This window comes from Streptomyces sp. MK37H (assembly GCF_018035285.1).
GTDB lineage: Bacteria > Actinomycetota > Actinomycetes > Streptomycetales > Streptomycetaceae > Streptomyces > Streptomyces endocoffeicus.
In genome coordinates this window covers 1-21,332 of sequence record NZ_JAAAYH010000045.1, presented here as the reverse complement: position 1 = coordinate 21,332, position 21,332 = coordinate 1, and the positions used below count along the sequence as shown (strand labels likewise).

Here is a 21,332-nt window from a genome sequence, read left to right as displayed (position 1 = left end):
ACATCAGGCACTCAGGCCGTGCCCACCGGCCAATGGCCCTTCGGAAACGCACTGTTGTCGTTGGCATTGCTCTTCAGGTCGGCCATGGCCTTGGCCTGGTCACCCAGCACGCCCAGCAGAGTAGTCACGGCGCCCGCTATGACGAGCCAACCGGCCACCCCTTCACCCAAGGCGGCGATCGCGGCCGGAACGGCACCGACGACGGTCGCCCCCGCGGCGATCGCGGCGGCCATGGCGGGAATGAACTGGATCAAGAAAGCAGCGATCGCTCCGTAGAATGCCACTCCCGCAACGGCGGCGGTGAGCAGGATGTCCGCGATCGAATTCGCGTTGGCCGCGACCTGGGCGGCCGCGCCCGACTGAGGGAAGACGGCGTTGGTGTACGCGTCAGCGCCCTCGCCCTTCCACTCCTTGGGGGCCTGGAGGTTGAACTTCTGAGTGCTGGACGAGGCGGTGGTCGCATCGCCGTGGATGCCCTTCGCCTTCCAGCTGTTGGCGTCGATGAACAAGATCACCGGGGCAACGACACCCTCGAGCAAATGGCCGATCTTTTTGAGGATCCAGTTCACGAACTCGATGAGCTTGTTCGCCGCGGCGACTACCGCTTTTGCCACGGGGCCTGGAACGTACCAATGATCCACCGCCCCGTTGATCTTGTTGCCAAAGGTAACGAGATCTTTCGCGAGCTTCTCCAGCTTGTCATTGATCTTCTCGATGAGTGTTTCGAACTGCGTCTGACTGAATGCCATCGCCTTCCCCGTCTCCCCGGCGCACCGCCGGCTGCTAGTAGGCGTCTTCCACGGACTTCGTGGTTTCCACTTCGTGATCGTCGTACGCCTTCGCGTTCTTGACCAGCGCGTCAGCGATTTCCGACATCCGCTTCTGCCCTTCGGAACACCGACCCGAAAGATGGTCGATGGCATCCGCGTAGGCACCGAAAAACATCTGGTACATGCCCAGCTCAAGCCGATCGCGGCGTAGCCCGCTGATATTGGTCCCGACACCGCCGATCGCTTTCGCCTGCTCATCCCACGTTCTGGCGTCAGCGCGTATGGCGTCTGTGATGACCTTGAGCTTGCTCATGGGCCTCCTTTCTTTTCTGTATCAGTTCTTTTCCGTATCAGTCCGTGAAGCGCTGGGGGTTCTTGATGATGGCCAGAAACTCGTTCATCAGACCGCCCACATGCAGGTTCGCGACACCGGCCGCCCCGGGGCTCTCGGCACTGCTTACCTTTTCGCGAGCGTTGTTCAAAGCCTCGTTCAGTGCCTGATTGAGCCGGACGACTGACTGACCGGCAGCCCACTGAGGGTCCACTTCGCAGGAGACCAGGGCGTGTGCGGTGAGGGTGATGGCGACTCGGCGCGCGGCGGATTCTCCCTTGACCTGCGGCGGGAGAAACGAATCTGCGTCCAGTTGGTCGACGGCGTCGAACGCCGTGAGGACGTCCTCGATCGATTCGTCCACGGGCCTGTGGAGGACGTGGCGCACGTCGTGGTCGGAGATTTCGGGGACCGGACGGGACGGCGTCGTCGACGCGGACGAGGCGCGGCCGTCGTCGAGTTGACCGGCGCGCTCCTCCCAGCCGGACTGCTCAAGCGACCGTGACCAGCGCTCCATACGGTCGCTCATGGCGGACTCGAACGCCTCGACGACGGCGCCGCCGAGGTCCCCGGCGTGTCGTCGGCGCTGCCAGTCGGACGCGAGCTTGATCGACTCCGGAAGCCCATCCGCACCCAGGGTCACGGAGACGGCCCCCTGTGCGTCCGTTCCTTCGGAACTCCGGGGCACTTGATCGTGCATGTCCGACATCAGGTGTTGCAGATTCTCCGCATATTGCTGGAATTGTTGCAGCTCACGGATGAAGTCCTCGCTCACGCTTCCCCCTTACTGGCCAATCGCGGAGCCATCGCGCTTTTGTGAACAAATGACCAGAAGCGCAGGTGTGTTGCCTATCCTTTGCTTCGCACGCTAGCACGGCCGTGCAGTGGTGGAACCTCCCGTAACGGCAATTACCGATGGTGAACCGCTCCTGTGGCGAATTCGGAACACCATCAGCACATCCGAAACGGGGCGCTTTCTTTGCAGATTCCATGGCCAGGGTGCATGGGGAAGCGCGGTTCTTGGGGCCGCTCGTCATCGGGGCGAAGCCGCCCGGCGGCGGACCACAAACAGCGCGACACAGGCCACGGCGAGGATGCCGGCCGCGCCCAGGATCCACGGGAGGACGCCGCTGCCGCCATCGTCGCTGCCGCTCTCGGCGGCGGTGTCGCCGACCGAGGAGTCCCCCTTGGCCGGTGACGGGGATTGGCTCTGCGATGAGGAGGCGGACGGAGAGCCGCCCGCCTGTGCGGGCACCAGGGGGTTGACGTCGGCCGAGCCCGGCTTGCCCTTCTCCTCGAGGACGTTGTAGCGGGGGCGGATCGTGCCGTAGCCGATGTAGCGGCTGGGAATCTTGCCCTCGGTGGGCTTTCCGGCGGTGTCCATCATCACGCGGAGCACCTGATTGCCGTTCCACTTCGGGTGCTTGGCCCAGATGAGAGCGGCCGCGCCGGAGGCGATGGCCGTGGCCTGGCTGGTACCCCAACTGCGGCAGTATCCGGCCTTGCCGATGCAGCGGATCGGGATGTCCTTGCCCGGCGCGGCAAGAGCGACGAACGACCCGTGGTTGGAAAACTTGGTCACCGTCAATGACGAGTCGACGGCGCTGACCCCAGCCACACCCTTGTTGGCCGCGGGGTAGGTGGTGTCGTTCGACGTCTCCCCGTCGTTGCCCGAACCGGCGAGGAGCAGCTTGCCGCGGCTGACCGCGTAGTCGACCGCCTTCTGCAGCTTGCCCTGCTCGGTCTTGTTGACCTGGTAGTACGGAAAGGCCAGCGACATGTTGATGATCTGCGCATCGCTGTCCGCCGCGTAGCGAATGGCGTTGATGAGGCCCGGGACGCTATTGGTTCCCGACTCCTTCGTCGAGCCGAATACCGTGAGCGGCAGAATGCGCGCATCCGGAGCGAGGCCCTTGATGCCCTGGCCGCCGGCTCCGTTTCCGGCGATGAGCATGGAAATGGCCGTGCCGTGCCCGTCCGGGTCCGTACGGGCGTCCTTGCTCGGTTCCACGAGGTTCTTGCCCTTGAGCACCTTCCCCTTCAGCTCCGGGGCCGATGTGTCGACTCCGGAGTCGAGGACTGCGACCGTGATGCCCTTACCGGTGCTGACCTTCCACATGCTCTCCGCCTGCATCCGGTCCAGATACCACTGTCGCTCCCGCATGGTCTCCGCCGTGGCGGCGGGGGCGATCAGCCCCATGATGGCGAGCAAGGAGGCGAGCAGCGAGATGATCACTGTCGTCCGGCTCCGGACCTGGTTGAGCGTTGTTTCCATATCGCCTGTTCGTCCTGTGCTCGCCATCATCCGCGGCCTCTGCGGAAGGGTTTTACCCAATCACGGGAGGCACGGTGCCGCGCCGACCCTCGTTCCAGGTCTCTTCGTCCTCGGTCAGCTGGTCGGGCGCGTCCCGGCCTTCCTCGCGCTGCCTCTTCTGGCCCTCACCGCGCCCCGATGCCGCCGCCCCCGGCGCGCCGGGGGCCCGTCCTTCGGCCTGCCCCCGGACCAGTCCGCTCCCACCGGGGGTGAACTCGCCGCCGGTCCGCAGCTCGCTTGCGCGACGCGCCGTCCCCTCGGCCCGGGCCGACGCCGAAGCTCCCCGGTTCGGACCGGCGCCGATGACACCTCCGGGCCGCCCGGCCGCGGGGAGGCCGGGACCCGCGCCCGGACCCGCGCGGCCCACAGGCCCGGCCGGCTCCCTGCCGATGACCGTCCCCCGGCTCTGCCGGGAGCCCTGGTTCGTGCCCGCCTGGTGGTTTTGCATACCGCCGACGATGCTCCTGTCGGCGCGCACCGGGCTGGTGGGCCGGCCGTTGATCTGCTCGGTCGGTCCGTTCGGCAGCCTGGGAGCGGTGATGGGGCCCTTGGTACCGCCCGTCCCCACAGTGGGGTTGACCTTGCCCACAGTGGGGCCGATCTTGCCCATACCGGTTGTTGGCCCGACCGTCGGCGGGGGTGACACGGGCAGGCCCACGGGCCCAGGCCGGTCAGTGACCGGAGACACCGGAGGCCCACCGCCGGTCGGAAGCTGCGGTGCGGTGGTGGTGGGCGGCGGTGGCTTCACCGTGTCGATGTTGGTGTGCGTCGCGTCCGGAACGGTGACATGCCCCGGGTTCTCCGGGATCGACGGGGGGGTGACATGCCCCGGTGAGATATGCGCAGGCGAGACATGCGCGGGCGAACCCGGACTCACCGTGGACGGATCGACCGCCGGATGCGTCGCCCCAACAGAGGCGGGCGCCGTGTGAACGCTGCCCCCGGAAACACTGGGCGAGCCATAGCTCTCCTGCCCACCGCCCACCGAGGTGTCAGGGATCATCTGACTCGGAAGCGGTTTGAAGACCGGCTCATTCTCCTGGGACGCCGCGATGGTCTCCTGCGACATCCTGTAGTACGAGGCCAGCTTGTACATCTGCGGAAGCGCCTCGTCGCGGACCTTTTTCAGGCTTTCCAGACGCTTCTCTTCCTTCTCCTGGTCCGCGTAGCACACCTGCGAGCCCGCCGGGCGATCCGGCATCGACTTCTTGACCTCGCTCAGCGCCTGGCCCGCGGTCTCCATGGCGGTGCCGACGGAGCCGGCGAAACTCGCGAGCTTCAGGGCCTGGTTGGCGAAATCGTCGCCCCAGTTCCGGAACGCGTCGCCACCCTCGCCCTTCCAGGTGACCCGCCCGACGCGCTTCTTGAGCTCGTCGCCGATCTTCTCGATCTCGGACTGCGCCTTTGTCAGGGCGTTACCTCGGCGGATGATCTCTTGCTCATCCGTACCTTCGACCATGGCGAGCATGTCCTCGAACGAAGCATGCTCGAAACTGGTGATGTTGTAGCACATCTTGAGCGGCGGCAGCTTGTCTGATTCGCCCATGTCCACATCCCCCGTTCACCCGTCACATGCCGTCGTGGCCGCTGCTCTTACCGCCGCCCGTCTTGGGCTCGCCGGTCTTCTCGTGGCCCTTCGGGTCGTGCTCTTTCTGATACTGCTCGTAGTACGCCTGGGCACGCCGCTGAATGGCCTTCAGGCGCTGCGCGTGCTCGTGGTCCACCGTCTGGTAGTCGCTGTCGGCCGCGCCCACCGTGATGCCCATCGCCTCCAGTTGCTCGCCCAGGGTCTGGGAGAGCAGCTGCAGCCGTCCGTGCACCAGCTCGTACGCGCTCGCCAACGACAGCGCCTCGGGAAAGTTCTGCCCGTAGGCGGCGGCGGTCACCTTCTGTTGGGAGATCTTGCCGTGCGCCGCGTCCGACTTGTCGAGATCGGTCAGAAGCCTGTCAACACGCTTCTTGAATTCCTGTAGGGACTCGGTGGGAGCGTCGAGGTCCGGCGAAGAAGGGGACTTAGCGGAGCCACCCCCGTCCGGCGCCAACTCAGCCATGAAGCACCTCCTTCAATACCTGGATGGCAGCGCTTGTGGGTGCGGGGACACTCGGCCCGGGCCGAGTGTCCCCGCACCCACGAAACGACCGCAGGCTGTGCGCGCTACGTCTCTCTCTACGACGCGAACCGCTGGCCCTGACGATGGTCATTGGCCCTGTAGCCCTCCGTAGCCTCCAGCAGCTTCTTCGAGATGGTGAGGAGGGTGCTGTGCAGGTGGTCGACACGCTGGTTCCACTCGTGCTGACGCTCGTTGAACGCGCGCTGGGCCTCACCGGTCCACGACTCGGACACACCCTTGACCTGCCTCATGATGGTGTCGAGGTCGGTCTTGAGCGTGTTGGCCTCGTTCCTGACCATGTTGGAGGCTTCGACAACGCCTTCGTACGTAATCTCCATTGAGCTCTAACTCCTGATGCGAGGCGGACAGGTCACGAGGATCAAGAGGCGTGGAAGGAGCCGAGGATGCCGCTCTCCCCGCCTCCGACGCTGTTGATGTTCCTGAGCTGGTCGAGTTCCTCCTGGTCGAAACCGTCCCGGCTCGCCTTCACCAGTTCGCGGGTGAAGCTCAGCAACTGGTTCACCCGGCGGACGTCGTTGTTGACCTCCGTCTGGAGGTTGTTGTACGCGCCCGCCGCGATGCCCTTCCAGTGGCCCTCAACGTGGTCGATCACGCTGTTGAGCTTCCCGATCCGCTCGGTCAGCTGACCTTCCATCCAGTCGATGGCGCTCTCGAGGGTCTTGAAATCATGACCTTCTACGCGGAGCTTCTCCGCCATGGCACACCTTCCCCCATGAATCGGATGCGGTGGAACGGCCGGTGCTCTGTGGCCGTCCCGTGCGCATCGGACCAAAGCTGTCAAGGATCACTCTAGTCAGCATCCCCGTGTGCATGACCAACGAGTATCCGGTTGTTACACGGATGGGACGCCGGGGACGGCCGGGTAACGACAAGCGTCAAGCACTGCCGACGCCCCTTGCGTCACGCCGACGACGCCAGTCACGCAGCACGACCGCACCGCCCGCGGTGATGCCCACGACCACCGCGCCCATGCCCAGGGCGTACGTGGCCAGCCGCGTACGACGCTCCTGCGGGGTCTCGCCCAAGGTGAGGCGCCCGGGCTCGGGCTTCGGGACGTTCGCCGCCGAGCCGGTGTCCGCCGTAGGGTGCTCGATCTTCTTGTCATCGTCGGTGAGGGCCTTCACCGGATCGACCACACCCCAACCGATGAACTCATCACGGCCGTTGACGCCCCGCTCCGCGGTCTGCTCGATCTGGGCGATGACCTCCTGCCGCGACCAGTCGGGGTGCTTGGCTCGGATCAGGGCCGCCACTCCGGCCACGTACGGGGCGGCGAAGCTGGTGCCGTTGTCCACGCACTGCCCGCCCTTGGGCACGGTGGAGACCATGTCGACGCCGGGCGCCGCGACGCCGACGAAATCGCCGCTCTGCGAGAAGTACGCCCGCTCGTTGTTGCGGTCGGAGGCGGCGACGGCGAGGACGCCGCGGTAGGAGGCGGGATAGGTGCGCTTGGACTTCCCGTTCGCGCCGTCGTTGCCTGCGGCCGCGACCACGACCACGTCGTGCTGGACGGCGTAGGCGGTCGCCTGCTCCAGATCGCTCTGCGAGAGGGCACCCTTGGTGTCCTGGGAGATGTTGATCACCCGGGCGCCCTCGTGCACCGCCTTCTTGATGGCCTCTGCCATCTTCTGCGGTGTGCCCTTGCCCTCGGCGTTGTTCTGCTTGAGGGGGATGATCGTCGCCTCGGGGGCCAGCCCCACGAAGCCGGTGCCCTGGCGCGGGCGGGCCGCGATGATGCCGGCGACCTTGGTGCCGTGCCCGACCTCGTCGACCGTCGGGTCCTCGGCGAGTTTCCGTTCGTCCTTGGAGGCGTCCTTGGCCGGGGGCAGGAAGTTCCCCCCGCTCGCCTTGTCGACGGCGGTCTTCAGCTGGATGTTGGTGTCATCGACACCGGTGTCGATGACGGCGACCCGCACCGACTCGCCGTTCTTCTCCTTGCCCTTGGTGTCCTCCCAGAGGCGGTCGAACACCAACCGTTGCAGCGACCAGGGTGTTCCCTTGATCTGCTTCTTCATCGGGAACGTGCACTCACCGTTGCCGTCCAGCGAGAGCGCGGCGGCGGAGGGTCCGGCGCCGACGCCCGTGGCGGCGGTGAGACACGCCAGTGTCACCGCCGACGACAGGGCGGCCATGCGTCTCATGCGTGGGCGTTCCATGCTCACGACCCCTGTGGCTGTCGTGCGCTGTTGGTGTCCAGACGCGGCCCGACCGGCAGGAACTGGGACCAGTTGAGGGGCACCGGCACCGGCTTCACATCTCCGTACCCCAGCCTGACCTGAGCCTTGTTCGCCGCTGTCTGCCCGCCGGACTGTGCGTCCTGCTGCGCGGAGGAGCCGGAACCGTCAGCGCCGATCTTCGACTTGCCCGAACTGCCGTCGTTGTTGGCCTGCACCTGGTAGCGCAGGCCGGTGTCGGTGACGAGGAAGACCTGGCCGGTGCTGGTCGCCCTCCCCTGGAACTGCCGGTAGAACAGGCCGGTCCCCGGTGTGACATACGCGCTGGTGGCACCGTCCACGATGGTCGCGGGGTAGTCCCGGCCCGCCCAGGTCTCGAGGGCGGGCGTGCCGTTGTCGGCCACGTTCGTGAGGATGTTGCACACGGTGTCCCTGGCCCCACTCCCGCCCTCGGCGGAGTTCACCTGGCGCGGGGGCTTGGCGGGCCAGGTGGTGTCACCGGCGAACACCGTGGAGTCGGAGACGAAGTCCTGTGGGTTGACCTGCATCGGCTTGCCGAGCTGATTGAGTCCCGCCAACTGCTCACTGCTCAGCAGCAGTTCGGCAGTGAAGTCGGAGACCGGCTGCACCTTTCCCGGCACCACGACATAGTGCTGGACGCCGCCACCTGTCTGCGCCTGGAGCACCATGCCCACCTTGTTGGCCTTGTCCGGCAGGGAGTCGACCCCGGCCGTGGTGTTCGGCTGCCCCGGCACCTGCGGAAACTCCACAGGTGCGCCGTCCTTCAGAGTGTCCAGCCAGTCGTCGGTCACCTGCTGGGGCTTGGCGCCCTCCGAGAAGAGCGTCCGCAGCAACAGGTTGTACTGGCGGTCGGACATGCTCTTCTCGCCCTTGGGGCCACCGAGCAGGTACTTGGTACCGGACGGGTCGACGAGATAGCGGCCCGTCTTCCCCTGGACGTACAGCGCCTGGCTGCCGCGCAGTCGCTGCGAGCCCTCGACCTTGGACGCCTCACGGTCGGCGAGGATGAAGACCGCCTTCTGCGCGGTCTTGTCCTCTCCGCCACCCGGCTGCTCACAGACCACCCAGCGCTTCTGCTCGACGGCATCGTCTGCCGAGGGCATACGGTCCGGGGCGTACGGAATTCCAATCGTGGGCCCGCGCGGAATATCGCCGTTGTCGAGCTGCGACTCCTTGACCCGGATGATGTCCGACTTGTCCTGGTCCAGCAGGAGTTTCGCCGAGGCGAGGTTGAGGACCGGGTGCAGCTGTTTCTTTCCACCGGTCTTGAGAATCACATATCGGGTCGTCGAATCGCTGCCGACGATGATGTGGGACGCGGTGTTGTCCCACCCCTTCGGCGCGGTCGGCCGGATCATGCCCCATGCGCCGAATCCGGCAAGGATCAGCGCCCCGACGATGACACCCGGGAGAAACGCGCGCAGCGGACGTGGCGCACCGTCGTCCATGACGGTGGGCGAGGGCTGCACGAACGAGGCAACCATCCGTTTCTTCGCAAAGGTGTAGGCATTGAGCTCGTCCCGCCGCGATGCCATGTCTCGTCCGCTTCTCCCCGTGTGATGGTGCAGTACGTACGCTCGGTCGCCGTAGGGAGATTACTCATCCGCTCGGGTCACCCGACACCCGAGCCACCCTTCACGCGCCTTTCCGATACCGTAAACACACAATCGGCCAGGACAACATCATGACAAGCGGGGGGTCTCCGGGATGAGCTCTGCCACCCATGTGCGTGCCGCCGTGCCGCGGCAGCCCTCACGCACTGCGAGCCTGGGCCCCCTGCGGCTGTATCAGCTCGTGCTCATCGAGGTGGCCGCCGCGATCCTCGTCGTCGCCTGGACCGTCAACTCACTGCTGATGGTGCCCGCAGGGGTCATCGCCCTCGCGCTTGTGCTGCTCGCGGTGTTGCGGCGCAGGCAGCAGCCGTTCGTCGACTGGCTCGTCACCATCAGCGCGTTGCGCACCCGTCAGAAGCAGGCCAAAGGGCCGGTCCCGGCCGGAATCGACCCGTCGCTCGCGCCCGCCGTCGAATGCGATCCGGCGCTGCGCACCTACGCGTATGTGGCTCGGGACCGCCGCGAGATCGGAATGATCGGCGACGGTACGTTCCTCACGGCGGTACTCCAGGTCCAGTCGACCGACGCTCCACTGCGGCCAATGCGCACCAAGCGGCCGCTTCCGCTCTCGCTGCTGCAGGACGCGCTGGACGTGGACGGCATCCAGCTGGAGTCGGTGCAGGTGGTGCAACACTCACAGACCGCGCCCGCACCGCATCTGCCCGAACAGGCCGCGGCGGCGCGCAGTTATGCCCCGCTCCAGGAGCAGGCCGGAGCACCCGCCGTCCGGCTGACCTGGGTGGCTCTCAAGCTGAATCCCGAGCTGTGTCCGGAGGCCATACGGGCGCGCGGCGGTGGCCTGGAGGGCGCTCAGCGCTCCCTGCTGCGCGCGGTTGACCAGCTGGCTAGTCGGCTGACCGGCGCCGGATTCTCGGCGCGACCGCTGGCCGAGGGTGAACTCACCACGGCCCTCGCCACCTCGGCGTGTGTCAATCCGCATGCGACGACCCAGGCGGGGCGTGCGAGCACACCTACGCGCCGGACGGTGGAGACCTCGCGCGCCTGGCGCTGCGACGACCGGTGGCACACCACCTACTGGGTGGGGCGCTGGCCGCAGATGGGCCCGGAATCGGTGCCGCTGCCGCAACTCGTGGCGCTGCTGACCTCCATGCCCGCCCTCGCTTCCACCTTCAGCCTGACCCTGACGCATGATGACGGCAGCCGTAACGCCTCTTCGGTCACCGGGCACATCAGGGTCACCGGGCGCAGCGACACCGACCTGATCACCGCCCGCAAGGCTTTGGAGCGCGCCGCGCGGGGAGTGCGGGTCGGGCTGGTACGTCTCGACCGTGAGCAGTTGCCCGGTGTACTCGCGACGCTCCCGCTGGGAGGCACCCGCTGATGGCCACATCCGCCTTCTCCCCCGCCGCTTCTCCTTCCGGTCATGGAGCCGATCCGGATTCCGCCCCCGGAGCGGGTCTGGGATCCGGTCCCATGATTTCCGGTGCCGGCGCCCCCGGGATGGCCGGTGATCCGAGCTCGACGCGCAGAACGCGCCCCGGTTTCGGGCTCATCGGGCCCCGACGCGGACGGCAAACACTGCCCCTGGAGGAAGTGGAGGCGCTGGCGCTGCCCATCGGCGACGACGGCGTCATCATCGGTGTGGACGAGCAGAACCAGCCCGCCGTCCTCGGCTTCAACCGCCCCGAGCCGTTCGACGTGGTCCTCGTCGGCGGTCTCTGGACCGCGCAGGTGCTGGCCTTCCGGGCGGCGGCCACCGGCGCCCGTATCGCCGTCGAGACCGGCCGGCCGCATCTGTGGACCAACTTGGTGCAGGTCGCGGGCGGCGGACAGCAGTGCATGACCGTCTTCGACGTGGGCCGTGTGCCGCCGCAAGGGCCTTCGGTCGGCAGTCCGGTTCTGGTCGTCCGGGACTGCGGCATGCGCCCGCCACGGGGCCGGGTATCCGCGTTGCCCTGGCAGTCGGTGCTGACCCTGCTGCCGTATCTGAGCCCGGTCGCGCCGCGGCTGCTCGAGCACGCCGGACTGGTCGGCATTCAGCGCGTTTCGCCGGACGAGGCGGAGGAGATAGGCCGCGTCATGGGCCTTCCGCAGGCCGACGTCGCGGCGCTGTCCACGCTTCCCGACTGGGTCACCCTCTGGTGTACACGTACTGGACGGCAGTTCGTAACCGTGCAGGCAACGGATGCCGAGACGGGGCTGCTGGGATCTCCGCGTCGGGTGGACTGATCCGGGTCGAACCCTTCAGGGCTGGTCCGTCGTTGATCGACACCGCTCGAGAGCGGTCCACATCATGCCGTGGACCGCTTCGAGTGGCGGATGGGCCTGCCCCCGCGGCGCTCATGGTGATTAGTCTTGGGGTACCCGGTGGAGCGCCCGTTCAGGGGCCCCCGGCGTCACAAAAGGGGAAAGCCGAACGGTCGGACGACAGTAGCGATCGGCAACAGATCGGCCTCGCCAAGAATTTCAAGGGTGTTCGACCACACCAGGAGGCATTGTGAGCAGCGATCGGGACGAGATCCGCACGGGCGGAAACACACCCGGCGATGATCGGTCCGACGCGGAGACCGAGCACACGGGCGAGTTCACCATCGACTACACCCCACCCGCCTGGTACACGCAGAACGCTTCGTCGTCGTCCTCGCCGTCCTCCACGTCGACCGGCGGTTCCGGAGGAACCGGGACGGGCGCCGGTGCGGGGATGCCGGGTCCGCCGCCTCCGCCGCCCACCGGCAATCCGGTGCCCGTGCCGGGGGTGCCGGAGCCGAGCGGCTTCCCGGGTGCCTGGCCGCCGCCTGCCCCGGTGCCCTCCTCCGACGTCGCGTCGGACGCCTCCGAGATGGAGGAGGTCCCCGCGCACCGGGAGGACGAGGCACGGTCGGAACCGGAGAGCAGAGAGTCCGACTCGGGCATTCGTATGTCGTCTTTGTCTGGCTCCGGGTCGGATTCGATTGATGCCGCGCCCGCGGGTGGCGGCGTTTCGGACAGCGCTGAGCCCGAGCCCTCCTACGAGGCTTCCGCCCCGGCTTCCGATGTCGAGACGGAGGATTCGGCTGCGGCTTCCTCTTCCGCTTCCGCTTCCGCTTCCGTCGATGACGACTTCACGCTGGCGCCCGCCGCTGCTCCGCGGGACGACGACGCCTTCCGGCCGGACTCGGAGTACGCCTCCGAGGCGGGCTCCGACGAGGGCGAGAACGGCGATGTGGGCAGCCCCTCCACCGTGCGGTTCTCCACCGCCGCGCTGCGGCGCGAGATCGCCGAGAGGCGGAGTGAGGACTCCGGCACCGGGGTCGCTGATTCCGGTTCCGGTTCTCCTTCGGACTCCGATTCCGGTTCCGGTTCTCCCTCCGGCTTCGATTCCGGGTCTGGGTCTGGGTCTGCGTCTGCGTCCGGTCCCGGACCTGACGCCGATTCCGGCTCCTCGGGCTCGGACGACCGTACCGACGACGATGTGCGCAGCGAAGGCACACTGCGCTTCTCGACGGCCGCACTGCGGCGGGAGATGGAGGAGCTGAGGCAGGCGAGCGCCGAGCCCCAGGATGCGGTCCCCGAGGACGCGGTTCCCGAGGACGCCGTGCCGCCGAGCGCGCCGTCGCCCGAGCAGCCCGCCACCACCTGGGCCCCGCCGCCCGTTCCGCAGTCGGGGCTGCCGCCCCTGCCGCCGGACTTCCAGCCCGCGGCGCCCGAGGACGCCCCGCCGGCTCCGGGTCCCGCTCCGGTTCCGGAGCAGCGTACGGACGGGCCCGCCACCCCTGGTGCCGGAGTGCCGCTCCCGCAGCAGGACACCTCCTGGGCACCTCCCCCGCCCCAGACGCAGGGGCAGCCCGGGCAGCCCGCCGCCGGACCGGGGCCGCAGGGCGGGTACGGCTATCCGCGTCCCGGTGAGGGCGCTCCGGGCGCGATCCCCGGCCAGCCCGGTCAGGCCCCGCTGCCGGATCAGGCCCAGGGCGCGCAGCCGCCGACGGGCAACGTGCCCGGCCCGCAGGGCGGTTACCAGCAGCCCGGCCCGGGCGTACCGGGTCCCGGCCCCCAGGGCGCCCCGGCTCCGCAGGGGCCCCACTACGGCTACCCGCACCCGGGGGCCCAGCCCGCGCCCGGCCCGGGCGGTCCTGGACAGGGCCAGGGGCCGACGCCCGTCCCGGGCGGCTACGGCTTCCCGCAGCCGCCCGCCCCGGACCAGCAAGGCCAGGGCCCGTACCAGCAGCCGCCCGCACAGCCCTACGCCACGCCCCAGCCGGGGCAGGCCGAGCACCCCGGCCAGCCCGGACAGCCAGGCCAGCCGATGTACCCGGGCCAGCCCGGCCAGCCCGGTCAGCCCGGACAGCCGATGTACCCGGGCCAGCCCGGCCAGCCTGCCCAGCCCGGCCAGCCCGCACAGGCCGGACAGCCTGCCCAGCCCGGTCAGCCTGCCCAGCCCGGACAGCCCGGACCGTACGCACCGAACGGCCCCGTCCAGGGCCAGCCGCCGCATGACCCCCAGGGTCAGCAGTTCCCCGGGCAGCAGGGTCCGGGCGCGCAGGGTGGGTATGGCTTCCCGCGGCCCGGCGACGGTGTTCCCGGGCCCGGACCCGGGCCGCAGGCGCAGCCACAGCCGCATGACGGCTACGGCTATCCGCGCCCGGACGCCCAGGCCGCCCCGGCGGCCCCGGCGGCCCCGGCGGCCCCGGCGGCCCCGGCGGCCCCGGCCGACCCCCGTACCGGCGGCTGGCCGACCGTGACGCCCGACCAGCGGCGCCAGGCCGGAGGCGCGGGGGCGCCGCTCGGGTACACCGCCGCTGTCGAGCTCTCCTCGGACCGGCTGATCAAGGGCAAGCAGAAGCCGAAGAAGAACACCCCCGGCCCCTCCCGCTTCAAGCTCGGCGGCAAGAAGGAGGAGGCGGAGCGGCAGCGCAAGCTGGAGCTGATCCGCACCCCGGTGCTCTCCTGCTACCGCATCGCGGTGATCAGCCTCAAGGGCGGTGTCGGCAAGACCACGACGACCACCGCCCTCGGCGCGACCCTGGCCATCGAGCGCCAGGACAAGGTCATCGCGATCGACGCCAACCCGGACGCGGGCACCCTCGGCCGACGGGTCCGTCGGGAGACCGGTGCGACCATTCGCGACCTGGTCACCGCGATCCCGTACCTCAACAGCTACATGGACATCCGGCGGTTCACCTCACAGGCGCCGTCGGGCCTGGAGATCCTCGCCAACGACGTGGACCCGGCGGTCTCGACGACGTTCAACGACGACGACTACCGCAGCGTCATCGACGTCCTGGGCAAGCAGTACCCGATCATCCTCACCGACTCGGGCACGGGCCTGCTCTACAGCGCCATGCGCGGCGTCCTCGACCTCGCCGACCAGCTGATCATCATCTCCACGCCCTCGGTGGACGGCGCGAGCAGCGCCAGCACCACGCTGGACTGGCTGTCCGCGCACGGCTACGCGGATCTGGTCTCGCGGAGCATCACGGTGATCTCCGGGGTCCGGGAGACCGGCAAGATGATCAAGGTCGAGGACATCGTGTCCCACTTCGAGACCCGCTGCCGCGGGGTGATCGTCGTGCCGTTCGACGAGCATCTGTCGGCGGGCGCCGAGGTGGACCTGGACATGATGCGGCCCAAGACCCGTGAGGCGTACTTCAACCTCTCGGCCATGGTCGCGGAGGACTTCACCCGCGCCCAGCAGGAGCAGGGCCTGTGGACGGGCGACGGAGGGGCCCAGCCGCCGCAGATGGCCCCGCCGATGCCCGGACAGGCCCAGCAGCAGCCCTACCCGGGCGCCTACGCGCCTCAGCAGGGCCAGCAGCCGCAGTACCCCGGGTACCCGCAGCAAGGCGGCCAGCAGGGCTGGCAGCAGTCCTATGGGCAGGGGCAGCAGCCGCAGCCCGGCCAGCCGTGGCAGCAGGCCCAGCCGGAGCAGCCCGGCCAGCCCGGGCAACCGGGGCAGCCCTGGCAGCAACAGCCCCCGCAGCAGTAGCGAGCGAGAACGCGAACGCGCCCCGTGGGCCGGTGATCCGGTCCACGGGGCGCGTTCGCGTTCTCCCGTTCACCACGCGGCGCACGGCGCCTCAGCGCCCGCCCTCAGAAGCTCCCGCCCGCCCTCAGTGGCTCCCGTACGCCTCAGCCGCCGCCATACGCGTCAACGGCTCCCGTGCTGCTCCACCAGCTCCCGGGCCCGCTTCACATCGGCCGCCATACGCTCCAGCAGCGCCTCGATCGAGTCGAACTTCTCCTGACCCCGCAGATAGGCGAGGAAGTCCACCTCGACATGGAGTCCGTACAGATCCAGTCCGACCCGGTCGATCGCATACGCCTCGACCGTCCGCTCGGTCCCGTCGAACTGCGGATTGGTGCCGACCGAGATCGCCGCGGGCATCGCCTCGCCCTGCGCCGTCAGCCAGCCGGCGTAGACGCCGTCGGCCGGGATCGCGGTGTGCGGCGGGGTCTCCAGGTTGGCCGTCGGGAAGCCCAGCTCACGGCCGCGCTGCGCACCGCGCACCACCACGCCCTCGACCCGGTGCGGGCGGCCCAGGACCTCCATCGCGCCCGTGACATCGCCCTCCGCGACCAGGCGGCGTACCAGCGTGGAGGAGAACGGCTCGCCGCCGCCCGCCTCACCGCGCTCGTACAGGTCGATGACCTCGACCTCGTAGTCGTAGGTGGTGCCGAGCTCGCGCAGGAAGGCCACGTTCCCGGCGGCCTTGTGGCCGAAGCGGAAGTTGGGGCCCTCCACCACGACCCGGGCGTGCAACTTGTCCACCAGCACCTTCACCACGAAGTCGGCGGGGGTGAGCCGCGAGAACTCCGCCGTGAACGGCAGGACCAGCACCGCGTCCACGCCCAGCCCGGCCATCAGCTCCGCGCGCCGCTGGTGCGTGGCGAGCAGCGGTGGATGGCTGCCGGGCCGCACGACCTCGCTCGGATGCGGGTCGAAGGTGACCACGACCGCCGGTACGCCCAGCTCACGCGCCCGTGCCACGGCACGGCCGATGATCAGCTGGTGCCCTCGGTGCACCCCGTCGTAGGAACCGATGGTGACGACGCTGCGCCCCCAGTCCTCAGGGATGTCCTCCAAGCCACGCCAGCGCTGCACTTTGCCCGCTCCTCGCCCGAACCTTTGTCTGTCGACTTCGCAGGTCTAAGACTGCCATGTCCCGGGCGCCCGCCTCGCATCGGTGGCCGCCTCGAACGCCCGGACCGGCCGGAAAGCCACGGTAGGCGGCCGGTCCCGGCGCGTGCAACGCGGCCCGGAGTCGGCAACGACACACCGGCGCCGCGTCGGCCGGGCCGATACCGATCGACCGTCCCGATGCAAGGGTCCCGATACCAGGGGCTCCGACGGCGTCCACGGCGTCATACGAAGACGGCCAGGCTTCTCGCCTTGCCCTTCGACTCCTCCACCAGGGCCAGAAAGCGCCCCTCCGGCCCGAAGACCGCGACCGGCCCCGGACCCGGCGCCCCCGGCTCCCCCGACGGCATGTCGATCCGCACCCCATTGCCCAGCAGCCGGGCCTGGCGCTCGTCCACGTCCCAGCGCGGGAACGCGGCGGCCGCCGCCTCCGCGATGGGCAGGATCTCCAGCGACTCCTCCAGCCGCTCCAGCGTCCTGGCCGCCTCCAGCCCGTAGGGACCGACCCGGGTCCGGCGCAGGGCCGTGAGATGGCCGCCCACGCCGAGTCCGGCGCCCAGGTCGCGCGCCAGGGCCCGGATGTAGGTGCCGGAGGAGCACACCACCGTGACGTCCAGGTCGAGGACGGTGGTGCCGTCCTCCGCCTTGGCCTCGCGGCGGTCGTGGAGGACGAAGGAGGAGACGGTCACCGGCCGCGCCGGGATCGCGAACTCCTCGCCCTCCCGCGCCCGTGCGTAGGAGCGCTTGCCGTCGATCTTGATGGCGCTGACCTTAGAGGGGACCTGCTGGATGTCCCCGGTCAGCTCCTCGATCCCGGCCTGGACGGCGCTCGGGTCAACCCCGGCGGCACCCTCCGAGGCGGTGATCTCGCCCTCCGCGTCATCGGTGACCGTGGTCTGCCCGAGCCGGATGGTGGCCCGGTACTCCTTCTCGGTCAGCGCCAGATGGCCCAGCAGCCGGGTGGCCTTCTCCACGCCGACCACGAGCACGCCCGTGGCCATCGGGTCCAGCGTCCCGGCGTGGCCGACCCGCCGGGTGCCGGCGAAGCGGCGCATCTTGGCGACGACGTCGTGCGAGGTGAAACCGGCCGGTTTGTCGACGATCACCAGGCCGTCCGGTGCCCCGGAACCGGCCCTGCCCTTGCGCGTCATGCGTCCGCTGCACCCTTACCGTCGGTGCCGGGCTCCTCGTCGTCCTCCTGGCCGGGCTTGCGGTACGGGTCGGCCTCGCCCGCGTAAGCGGCGCCCGAGGACGCCTCGCGCACCTGGGCGTCCGCCTCCCTGGCCTTGGCCAGCAGATCGTCGATGGTGCGGGCGTTCTCCGGCAGCGCGTCCGGGACGAATGTCAGGGTCGGGGTGAAGCGCACCCCCGTCTGGCGCCCGACCTCCGACCGCAGCACGCCCTTGGCGCTCTCCAGGGCCGCGGCGGAGGCCGCCCGCTCCTCGTCGTCGCCGAAGACCGTGTAGAAGACGGTCGCCTCCCGCAGATCACCGGTGATCCGGGTGTCGGTGATGGTCACATAGCCCAGCCTCGGGTCCTTGATCCGCCGCTGCAGGGTCTCCGCGACCACGACCCGGATGCGGTCCGCCAGCTTGCGTGCCCGCGCGGTGTCGCTCATGCGTCTTCTTCTCTCTTCTTCGCGTCAGTCATCGATGGCCGGGGGCGCGGTCTGCGACCACCGGTCCGGCCCTCATTCATCATCGCCACCGTGGAACCGCCGTCGCACGGCCAGCAGCTCCACCTCCGGCCGCGCCGCCACCAGCCGCTCGCAGCGATCGAGCACCTCCGTGAGGTGGCCCGCGTCCCCGGAGACCATCGCCAGGCCGATCCGGGCCCTGCGGTAGAGGTCCTGGTCGCCGACCTCCGCCACGCTCACCGCGAATTTGCGGTGCAGCTCGGCGACGATCGGGCGGACGACGGAGCGCTTCTCCTTCAACGACCGTACGTCGCCGAGAAGCAGGTCAAAGGACAACGTCCCTACATACATGCGGTCCGGGTCAAGCCACCCGTGGGGCCTTCGTGATTGCGGGCTTCTCGCACCGTACACGCAAGGGCCGGGGCCGATCGACGGAAATTCCTCCGCCGATCGGCCCCGGCCGCCGCCGCTTGTCAGCCGCGCGGCTTCTCGCGCATCTCGTACGTCGCGATGACGTCGTCGACCTTGATGTCGTTGTAGCTGCCGAGGTTGATACCGCCCTCGAAGCCCTCGCGAATCTCGGTGACGTCGTCCTTGAAGCGACGCAGACCCTCGATGTTGAGGTTCTCCGCCACGACCTTGCCGTCGCGGATGAGGCGGGCCTTGGTGTTCCGCCGGACCTCGCCGGAGCGGATGAGCACACCCGCGATGTTGCCCAGCTTGGACGAGCGGAAGATCTCGCGGATCTCCGCCGTACCGAGCTCGACCTCTTCGTACTCCGGCTTGAGCATGCCCTTCAGGGCCGCCTCGATCTCCTCGATCACCTGGTAGATGACCGAGTAGTAGCGGACGTCCACGCCCTCGCGCTCGGCCATCTGCGTGGCACGCCCGTCGGCGCGCACGTTGAAGCCGATGACGATGGCGTCGGAGCCCGTCGCCAGGTCGATGTCGGTCTCGGTGACCGCACCCACACCGCGGTGCAACACCCGCAGGTCCACCTCTTCGCCGACGTCGAGCTGGAGCAGCGAGGACTCGAGAGCCTCCACCGAACCGGACGCGTCGCCCTTGATGATGAGGTTGAGCTGCTGGACCTGACCGGCCTTGAGCACCTTGTCCAGGTCCTCCAGGGAGACCCGGCGGGTGCGCTTGGCGAAGGCCGCGTTCCGCTCGCGGGCGGCACGCTTCTCGGCGATCTGGCGGGCGGTGCGGTCCTCGTCCACGACGAGGAAGTTGTCACCCGCACCGGGCACGTTGGTCAGACCGAGCACCAGGACCGGGGTCGCCGGGCCGGCCTCCACCACGTTGTTCCCGTTGTCGTCGAGCATCGCCCGGACGCGGCCGTACGCGTCGCCGACGACCATCGTGTCGCCGACCCGCAGGGTGCCGCGCTGGACCAGCACGGTGGCCACGGCGCCGCGGCCGCGGTCGAGGTGGGCCTCGATCGCGATGCCCTGTGCGTCCTGCTCCGAGTTGGCCCGCAGGTCGAGCGAGGCGTCGGCGGTGAGGACGACGGCCTCCAGCAGGCTGTCGATGTGCAGACCCTGCTTGGCGGAGATGTCGACGAACATGGTGTCGCCGCCGTACTCCTCGGCCACCAGGCCGTACTCGGTCAGCTGACCGCGCACCTTGGTCGGGTCCGCGCCCTCGACGTCGATCTTGTTGACCGCGACCACGATCGGCACATCGGCCGCCTTGGCGTGGTTCAGCGCCTCGATCGTCTGGGGCATCACACCGTCGTTGGCCGCCACCACGAGGATCGCGATGTCGGTCGACTTGGCACCACGGGCACGCATGGCGGTGAACGCCTCGTGACCCGGGGTGTCGATGAAGGTGATCCTGCGCTCTTCGTCGTTGACCTCGGTCGAGACCTGGTAGGCACCGATGTGCTGGGTGATGCCGCCGGCCTCGCCCGCGACCACGTTGGTCTTGCGGATCGCGTCCAGCAGTCGGGTCTTACCGTGGTCGACGTGACCCATGACGGTCACCACCGGCGGACGCGCGGAGAGCATCTCCTCGCCGCCCTCGTCCTCGCCGAACTCGATGTCGAAGGACTCGAGAAGCTCGCGGTCCTCCTCCTCCGGGCTGACGATCTCGACGTTGTAGTTCATCTCGTCGGCGAGAAGCTGAAGCGTCTCGTCGGAGACGGACTGCGTCGCGGTGACCATCTCGCCGAGGTTGAGCATGACGGCGACCAGCGACGCCGGGTTGGCGTTGATCTTCTCCGCGAAGTCGGTGAGAGAGGCACCCCGCGACAGCCGGACCGTCTGGCCGTTGCCGCGCGGCAGCATCACGCCGCCGACCGACGGGGCTTGCATGGCCTCGTACTCCTGGCGCCTCTGCCGCTTCGACTTACGGCCACGACGCGCCGGACCGCCGGGACGGCCGAAGGCGCCCTGCGTGCCACCGCGGCCACCGGGACCGCCGGGACGGCCACCGAAGCCGGGACGGCCACCGCCGCCGAAGCCGCCACCGCCGCCGGGACCCCCCGGACGGCCGGCGAAGCCGCCGCCACCACCGGGACGACCGCCGCCGCCACCGCCGGGACGGCCGGCGAAGCCGCCGCCGCCACCGGGACGACCGCCGCCGCCACCGGGACGACCGCCGCCACCGGGACCACGACCGCCACCGCCACCGGGACCCGGACGCGGGCCCGCGGCCGGACGCTGCGGCATCATGCCCGGGTTCGGACGCGCGCCACCGGGACCCGGACGCGGGCCGCCACCCTGGGCGCCCTGCGGACGGGGCATCTGGCCCGGAGTGGGACGGGGACCGCCGGGACCGCCCTGGCCACGGCCCGGACCGCCCTGGCCGCCGCCCTGCGGACGCGGACCGCCGCCGGGCTGGCCGCCGGGACGCGGGGCGCCGCCGGGACGGGGTGCCTGCGGGCGCGCCATACCGGTGGAACCACCGGAGGTGAAGGGGTTGTTACCGGGACGGGGACCGGCCGGACGGGGACCACCCGGACGCGGACGCTCCTGACCCGGACGCGGGCCGCCACGGCCACCCTGGCCGCCCTCGCGCTGACCACCCTCGCGCTGGCCACCCTGGCCCTGGCCCGGTGCGCCCGGACGGGCGCCGGGGCGCGGACCGGGAGTGGCACCCGGCTTGCCGGGCGCGCCCGGCTTGGCCGCGGCGGGCTTGGGCGCGGGGGTCGGCGGCGCGGTGAACTCGGGCTGCGCCGGAGCCGCCGACGCGGGGCCCGGCTTGGGGCCGGGGGCCGGACGGGCGGCCGGCGTGGGACGCGGGCCCGGAGTGGGCGCCGCGGA

The 21,332-nt window shown here is 69.6% G+C and carries 18 protein-coding genes; 3 read left to right on the top strand and 15 right to left on the bottom strand.

Features of this window, described 5'->3' with window-relative positions; translation table 11 throughout:
- Positions 1 to 11 precede the first annotated feature (11 nt).
- From GWI24_RS09650 to eccB, 10 genes are all read right to left on the bottom strand, one after another.
- Positions 12 to 749: a hypothetical protein gene (locus GWI24_RS09650; RefSeq protein WP_210945470.1), complete on the bottom strand. Its 738-nt coding sequence runs from the start codon at positions 747 to 749 to the stop codon at positions 12 to 14.
- Positions 750 to 783: 34 nt separating this feature from the next.
- Positions 784 to 1,083 carry a hypothetical protein gene (locus GWI24_RS09645; protein WP_210945469.1) on the bottom strand — a complete coding sequence of 100 codons (300 nt, stop codon included), beginning with the start codon at positions 1,081 to 1,083 and terminating at the stop codon, positions 784 to 786.
- 37 nt (positions 1,084 to 1,120) lie between these two features.
- A complete protein-coding gene (locus tag GWI24_RS09640) occupies positions 1,121 to 1,876 on the bottom strand; it encodes a hypothetical protein (protein WP_210945468.1) in 756 nt (251 codons plus the stop codon).
- 258 nt (positions 1,877 to 2,134) lie between these two features.
- Complete coding sequence (locus tag GWI24_RS09635; RefSeq protein WP_247616118.1) at positions 2,135 to 3,376, bottom strand: S8 family serine peptidase; 1,242 nt, start codon at positions 3,374 to 3,376, stop codon at positions 2,135 to 2,137.
- A gap of 52 nt (positions 3,377 to 3,428) precedes the next feature.
- Positions 3,429 to 4,961 carry a hypothetical protein gene (locus GWI24_RS09630; RefSeq protein ID WP_210945467.1) on the bottom strand — a complete coding sequence of 511 codons (1,533 nt, stop codon included), beginning with the start codon at positions 4,959 to 4,961 and terminating at the stop codon, positions 3,429 to 3,431.
- A 22-nt stretch (positions 4,962 to 4,983) separates the two neighbouring features.
- Positions 4,984 to 5,466 (bottom strand): hypothetical protein, encoded by a 483-nt coding sequence (locus tag GWI24_RS09625; protein WP_210945466.1) that lies wholly within the window; start codon positions 5,464 to 5,466, stop codon positions 4,984 to 4,986.
- A 116-nt stretch (positions 5,467 to 5,582) separates the two neighbouring features.
- The gene (locus GWI24_RS09620) at positions 5,583 to 5,864 is read right to left on the bottom strand and encodes a WXG100 family type VII secretion target (RefSeq protein ID WP_059147047.1); all 282 of its coding nucleotides are present in this window, start codon (positions 5,862 to 5,864) and stop codon (positions 5,583 to 5,585) included.
- Positions 5,865 to 5,905: 41 nt separating this feature from the next.
- Positions 5,906 to 6,244, bottom strand: coding sequence for a WXG100 family type VII secretion target (locus GWI24_RS09615; protein WP_210945465.1), 339 nt, complete (start codon positions 6,242 to 6,244; stop codon positions 5,906 to 5,908).
- A gap of 178 nt (positions 6,245 to 6,422) precedes the next feature.
- A complete protein-coding gene (gene mycP / locus GWI24_RS09610) occupies positions 6,423 to 7,688 on the bottom strand; it encodes a type VII secretion-associated serine protease mycosin (protein WP_210945464.1) in 1,266 nt (421 codons plus the stop codon).
- A gap of 17 nt (positions 7,689 to 7,705) precedes the next feature.
- Entirely contained in the window at positions 7,706 to 9,277 is a 1,572-nt protein-coding gene (eccB, locus tag GWI24_RS09605) for a type VII secretion protein EccB (RefSeq protein WP_210945463.1), read from the bottom strand.
- 172 nt (positions 9,278 to 9,449) lie between these two features.
- Between eccB and eccE the strand changes: the two genes are divergently transcribed.
- The 3 genes from eccE to GWI24_RS45025 all read left to right on the top strand — a co-directional run bounded on the left by eccE (position 9,450) and on the right by GWI24_RS45025 (position 15,278).
- Positions 9,450 to 10,697: a type VII secretion protein EccE gene (gene eccE, locus GWI24_RS09600; RefSeq protein WP_210945462.1), complete on the top strand. Its 1,248-nt coding sequence runs from the start codon at positions 9,450 to 9,452 to the stop codon at positions 10,695 to 10,697.
- A complete protein-coding gene (locus GWI24_RS09595; protein WP_210945461.1) occupies positions 10,697 to 11,545 on the top strand; it encodes a hypothetical protein in 849 nt (282 codons plus the stop codon). The genes eccE and GWI24_RS09595 overlap by 1 nt, the downstream gene beginning before the upstream one ends.
- 268 nt (positions 11,546 to 11,813) lie before the next feature.
- Complete coding sequence (locus tag GWI24_RS45025) at positions 11,814 to 15,278, top strand: SCO5717 family growth-regulating ATPase (RefSeq protein ID WP_374103288.1); 3,465 nt, start codon at positions 11,814 to 11,816, stop codon at positions 15,276 to 15,278.
- A gap of 162 nt (positions 15,279 to 15,440) precedes the next feature.
- Here GWI24_RS45025 and GWI24_RS09580 read toward each other — a convergent pair whose 3' ends face one another.
- The 5 genes from GWI24_RS09580 to infB all read right to left on the bottom strand — a co-directional run.
- Complete coding sequence (locus tag GWI24_RS09580) at positions 15,441 to 16,394, bottom strand: bifunctional riboflavin kinase/FAD synthetase (protein WP_210945459.1); 954 nt, start codon at positions 16,392 to 16,394, stop codon at positions 15,441 to 15,443.
- A 260-nt stretch (positions 16,395 to 16,654) separates the two neighbouring features.
- Entirely contained in the window at positions 16,655 to 17,581 is a 927-nt protein-coding gene (gene truB, locus GWI24_RS09575; RefSeq protein WP_210945458.1) for a tRNA pseudouridine(55) synthase TruB, read from the bottom strand.
- Complete coding sequence (rbfA, locus tag GWI24_RS09570) at positions 17,578 to 18,048, bottom strand: 30S ribosome-binding factor RbfA (protein WP_210945457.1); 471 nt, start codon at positions 18,046 to 18,048, stop codon at positions 17,578 to 17,580. Before rbfA ends, truB begins: the two co-directional genes overlap by 4 nt.
- 72 nt (positions 18,049 to 18,120) lie before the next feature.
- Positions 18,121 to 18,417: a DUF503 domain-containing protein gene (locus GWI24_RS09565; protein WP_210945456.1), complete on the bottom strand. Its 297-nt coding sequence runs from the start codon at positions 18,415 to 18,417 to the stop codon at positions 18,121 to 18,123.
- A gap of 122 nt (positions 18,418 to 18,539) precedes the next feature.
- Positions 18,540 to 21,332: translation initiation factor IF-2 (gene infB / locus GWI24_RS09560; protein ID WP_210945455.1), on the bottom strand; the 2,793-nt coding region annotated here is incomplete at its 5' end.

Coding starts and splice junctions, on each gene's coding strand:
- GWI24_RS09650 (WP_210945470.1), bottom strand. CDS start 749: ATGGCATTCAGTCAGACGCAGTTCGAAACACTCATCGAGAAGATCAAT.
- rbfA (WP_210945457.1), bottom strand. CDS start 18,048: ATGAGCGACACCGCGCGGGCACGCAAGCTGGCGGACCGCATCCGGGTC.
- GWI24_RS09625 (WP_210945466.1), bottom strand. CDS start 5,466: ATGGCTGAGTTGGCGCCGGACGGGGGTGGCTCCGCTAAGTCCCCTTCT.
- GWI24_RS09595 (WP_210945461.1), top strand. CDS start 10,697: ATGGCCACATCCGCCTTCTCCCCCGCCGCTTCTCCTTCCGGTCATGGA.
- GWI24_RS09645 (WP_210945469.1), bottom strand. CDS start 1,083: ATGAGCAAGCTCAAGGTCATCACAGACGCCATACGCGCTGACGCCAGA.
- GWI24_RS09635 (WP_247616118.1), bottom strand. CDS start 3,376: ATGGAAACAACGCTCAACCAGGTCCGGAGCCGGACGACAGTGATCATC.
- eccB (WP_210945463.1), bottom strand. CDS start 9,277: ATGGCATCGCGGCGGGACGAGCTCAATGCCTACACCTTTGCGAAGAAA.
- GWI24_RS09630 (WP_210945467.1), bottom strand. CDS start 4,961: ATGGGCGAATCAGACAAGCTGCCGCCGCTCAAGATGTGCTACAACATC.
- GWI24_RS09565 (WP_210945456.1), bottom strand. CDS start 18,417: ATGTATGTAGGGACGTTGTCCTTTGACCTGCTTCTCGGCGACGTACGG.
- mycP (WP_210945464.1), bottom strand. CDS start 7,688: ATGAGACGCATGGCCGCCCTGTCGTCGGCGGTGACACTGGCGTGTCTC.
- GWI24_RS09620 (WP_059147047.1), bottom strand. CDS start 5,864: ATGGAGATTACGTACGAAGGCGTTGTCGAAGCCTCCAACATGGTCAGG.
- eccE (WP_210945462.1), top strand. CDS start 9,450: ATGAGCTCTGCCACCCATGTGCGTGCCGCCGTGCCGCGGCAGCCCTCA.
- GWI24_RS09615 (WP_210945465.1), bottom strand. CDS start 6,244: ATGGCGGAGAAGCTCCGCGTAGAAGGTCATGATTTCAAGACCCTCGAG.
- truB (WP_210945458.1), bottom strand. CDS start 17,581: ATGACGCGCAAGGGCAGGGCCGGTTCCGGGGCACCGGACGGCCTGGTG.